General features: G+C 53.7%; 3 protein-coding genes and 1 riboswitch. Of the genes, 1 reads left to right on the top strand and 2 read right to left on the bottom strand.

The annotated features are described in order from the left end of the window. Positions 1–286 precede the first annotated feature (286 nt). Entirely contained in the window at positions 287–1138 is an 852-nt protein-coding gene (gene murI / locus RTY00_RS16265; RefSeq protein WP_312665132.1) for a glutamate racemase, read from the bottom strand. After that, entirely contained in the window at positions 1083–2969 is a 1887-nt protein-coding gene (gene btuB / locus RTY00_RS16260) for a TonB-dependent vitamin B12 receptor BtuB (protein WP_312665131.1), read from the bottom strand. The genes murI and btuB overlap by 56 nt, the downstream gene beginning before the upstream one ends. Positions 2970–3037: 68 nt before the next feature. Continuing rightward, a riboswitch (cobalamin riboswitch) is annotated at positions 3038–3219 on the bottom strand. 112 nt (positions 3220–3331) lie between these two features. Here btuB and trmA point away from each other — a divergent pair. Further along, positions 3332–4435, top strand: coding sequence for a tRNA (uridine(54)-C5)-methyltransferase TrmA (gene trmA / locus RTY00_RS16255; protein WP_312665130.1), 1104 nt, complete (start codon positions 3332–3334; stop codon positions 4433–4435). Positions 4436–4465: the final 30 nt, after the last annotated feature.

The raw sequence follows: 4465 nt of genomic DNA, 5'->3' as shown, positions 1-4465 counted from the left end.
CTGATATCAATCCTGCGAGTGCCCACACAGATTGTCTGATAAATTGTTAAAGAGCATGCCGCGATTTCTCTAGCGGCGCGGGATGCGTATATTACGCTTTCCGCATTCTCAGTCAAGCATTTATTTTTGCTTTTCTGAAGGTTGCCTTGAAGACCACCTCCTGAACACATCGCTTCGTAAGCCGTTGTTCCGTGTCAGTGGAGGCGCAGTATAGGGATTTCTTCGGGGCTGACAAGTGCTAATTTCAAATTAATTTCCGAGTGCTGATTTTTTCGTCGAAACGCCACTAAACTGCTAATTTTTCCAGCAACGGGAAGCCATAACGCTGCAAAATCGGTGACAATTTCGTCACTTCATCATCCATACGCGTACAGAACGCTAAATTCTGCCCGGACGAAACCGCCTGCGGTGCTTCATGCTCTAATAACCAAACGGTACGACGCGCGATAGCAGCGCCCGAATCCACCAACCTTGTCCCTTCCGGCAGTACCAATTGCAGCTCATCACGTAATAAAGGGAAATGCGTACAGCCGAGAACCACGGTATCGGGCGGCTCTTTCATACGTAGCCAGGGTTGCACAGCGCGGCGCACATCGGCCAGTTCAACATCTTCGCCATGCAGCTTGGCTTCCGCCAGTTCCACCAGCTCAGCAGAACCGAGCATTTCGATTCTGCAGTCTCGGGCAAATTGCGCCACCAACTCATGCGTATAAGGACGTTTCACCGTGCCACGGGTGGCCAGCAATCCCACCACGCCGTTACGCGTCAGACGCGCAGCAGGTTTAATCGCAGGCACCACACCCACAACCGGGAATTCAAAGCGCTCACGCAGAGCTGGCAAAGAGATGGTACTGGCCGAGTTACAGGCGATGATCACCAGCGCAAGCGAAAAACGCTGAGTGATAGCCGTCACCACCGCCACTACACGCTCGACAATAAAGTCTTCTGATTTTTCGCCGTACGGGAAACCTTCATTATCGAAGGCGTAGAGATAGTGAAGATCCGGCAGTAGATGCCGGACCTCATCATAAACAGACAGCCCACCCACGCCGGAGTCAAACACCAGCACGGTGGGACGCAGATCAGAAGCTGTAGCTGGCGCTGAGGTAATACTCCATTCCTGGAGTTGGATAGCCATACGCTGTCTCATAATCTTTATCGAACAGGTTGGCAATTCTACCACGAACGGTGAGCTGTGATGTGACCGGATACGAGACAGCGAGATCTACCGTGCTGTAACTCGGTAAACGACGCTGCTCGCTGGCATATTCGCTGGTGTTGTTATCGTAGCGCTTACCGAAGTATTGATAGATGACATCGATATCAAAGTCATACACCGTCATACCCAGCTGATATTTAGCTTGTTCACGCGCACGACGCGCCAGCGTTTCACCGTCTGAATCACGACGAGCATCCAGATAACCCAAGGTGATCTGGTGATGCAGGAAGCTGGTATCAAAATCAGCTGTGGCTTCAATACCTTTCAGCGTAACGGCTTTTTCGTTGTAGTAGCCGCCCTCAAAAGTCACAGGATCAGAAGCGTAGGTAATGAGGTTGCTGACTTTATTGTGATACGCCGCAACACGCCAATTAACCGGACCGGTTAAACCTTCCAGCGCGGCTTCCCACTGTTTTGATTTCTCAGGATTGAGATCGGGATTGGAGCTGATACCAAAACGCTTCAGACCATAAAGCTGGCCTAATGTCGGCGCCTGGAAGCCCGTGCCGTAAGAGAGTGAAGCTTTGTAGCCCGGCACAAACTCCCAACCCGCAGCCGTTTGCCAGGTGCCATGACGGCCAAAGTCTTCGTTATCATCGCCACGCGCCGAACCTTCGAGGGTGACATTGCCAAACTGCTGCTGAGCCGTCAGGTAAGCGCCGGTGTTGTCTTGCTTGTAACCATCTTCATCACGCGGTGCGCCAGAATAGAGTTGTCCAACCGAGCTCAGTTTCTGCTGCTGCCAATCCAGGCCCGCGCTGACCATGCCATGGCCCACCGCAAAGGTGTTACCCCATTGCAGGTTGCGCTGCTCCATGTCATCCAGACTATTGGAGTCGGCATAGCGGCCGTCAGATCCAACGTAGTTGTAGATTTTGTACTTTTGATAGCTGGCGGTCAGCTGTGAAGAGTAATCCTCTTTATTAAAGCGCAGACCGGTATCAAACGAGTGATTGTAGATCTGTTGCTCATCCTGGCCACCGACATAACCCGCATCGTAATCTGAGTTCGCGGCGTAACCGTAACCACGGAAGAAGCCAGAGAACGCATCATTAAACTTGTGGTCAACGCCGGCCCAGAACGCCTTATTACGCCAGCCATCACGATCGCGATCGGTTGGCGATGTTGAGCCCGGCTGAACGTTGTAGCCATTAGTAGCCTGATAAGAACCCGCCACCGTTACGCGCGTCTGGTCCGTGACATTTTGATTGATGCCGCCGCTGTATTCCTGATACCCCTTCGAACCAAAGCCAGCCGTCAGCGAGTTTTGATTATTCGGGTTTTGCGTAATGACATTCACCACGCCGCCAATCGCATCAGCGCCGTAAACGGCAGAACGCGGGCCGCGAATAAACTCAACGCGCTGGATAATAGAAACAGGAATTTGGTTGAAGTCAGCTACGCCGGTGATACCCGGTTTAGAGAACGGCACGCCATCCACCAGAATCAGCGTATGACGCGCTTCCGAACCCCGCACATACATAGAAGCGCTTTGTCCAATGCCGCCGCTTTGCGCGATATCCACGCCCGGCAGGCGACGCAACACTTCCAGCAGGTTCTTAGATTGCCACTGATCGATCTCGTCACGGGTGACAACGGAAGTCGAAGCCAGCACCGACGAGACTGGCTGTGCGAAGCGGTTAGCGGTAACGATTTGCGTATCATCATTCTGCTGCGCGTAGCCAAATTGCGCCCAGAGAGACAACGCCGTTGCACTGAAGGCAAACAGCGAAGCATGTGTTTTTTTCATTGTTATAGCATCCAAAAGACGAAGCAGGATGCCGCACGACTACGACCAATAGCTCGCGATGGTCGTATGTATTGCGACGTCACACCGGCAGGTCTTCGGGCTGAGAATCATAAATGGTGAAAAACTTCCCATCCGGCAGGACAGTGTTTGTAAGTGCCATCACCACGACATTCTTTACCGCTGCGCGTCAGCTCCAGATTCACACTGGATTCCCTTTTAACTCAAGGAGGCCGGCAGGCGCAGTCTACGGCCAGGAAGGCCGGAAATCCAGACTTCCAGCCATCTTGTTTTCCGCAGGGCTGGACATCAGCAGTTGAATGCCTACAATCGCCCGGCAAGCCAGCTTATTACCAGGATTAAAGATGACACCCGAACAGCTCCCGATTGAACAATACGACGCGCAACTGGCGGAAAAAGTCAGCCGCTTACAGGCGATGATGGTGCCCTTTGCTGCGCCCGACGTGGAGGTGTTCCGTTCGCCGGTCAGCCACTATCGGATGCGTGCCGAATTCCGCATCTGGCACGACGGTGACGATCTCTACCACATCATCTTTGATCAACAGACCAAGCAACGTATCCGCGTCGATCAATTCCCTGCGGCCAGTGAATTGATCAACCAGCTGATGCCAAAACTGATCGCGGCGATCCGCGACAACCGCGCGCTGCGTTTTAAGCTGTTCCAGATCGATTACCTGTCGACCATGAGCAACCAGATCGTCATCTCGCTGCTCTATCACCGCAAGCTGGAAGAGGAGTGGACTGCCGAAGCCAGCGCCCTGCGCGACAGCCTGCGCGCCGAAGGCTTTGACGTGCAGCTGATTGGCCGCGCCACCAAAACCAAAATCTGCCTCGAGCGCGATTACGTTGATGAACGCCTGCTGGTCGCCGGTAAAGAGATGATTTATCGTCAGGTGGAGAACAGCTTCACCCAGCCAAACGCGGCGATGAATATTCAGATGCTGGAGTGGGCGCTGGACGTGACGCAGGATTCGCGTGGCGATCTGCTGGAACTCTATTGCGGTAACGGCAACTTCTCGCTGGCGCTGGCGCGTAACTTCCGCCGCGTGCTGGCCACCGAGATTGCCAAGCCGTCAGTCGCGTCCGCGCAATACAACATTGCCGCCAACCAGATTGATAACGTGCAGATTATTCGTATGGCCGCCGAAGAGTTTACTCAGGCGATGACGGGTGTGCGCAGCTTCAATCGTTTAGAAGGCATCGACCTGAAGAGCTATCAGTGCGAAACCATTTTTGTCGATCCGCCGCGCAGCGGGCTGGATGAGGAAACCGTGAAGATGGTGCAGGCGTATCCGCGCATCCTTTATATCTCCTGCAACCCGCAAACGCTGTGCGACAACCTCGCAGTGCTGGGAGAAACGCATGATGTCACGCGTTTGGCGCTGTTCGATCAGTTCCCGTATACCCATCATATGGAATGCGGCGTGCTGCTGACGCGCAAGGCCTGATGAATCGGTCGCCATGAATGGCGACCCTAC

The sequence above is a fragment of the Pantoea sp. CTOTU49201 genome (genome assembly GCF_032054795.1).
Lineage (GTDB): Bacteria > Pseudomonadota > Gammaproteobacteria > Enterobacterales > Enterobacteriaceae > Pantoea > Pantoea symbiotica.
Note: the sequence above shows the minus strand (reverse complement) of the source record. Positions and strands in the feature narration are given on the sequence as shown.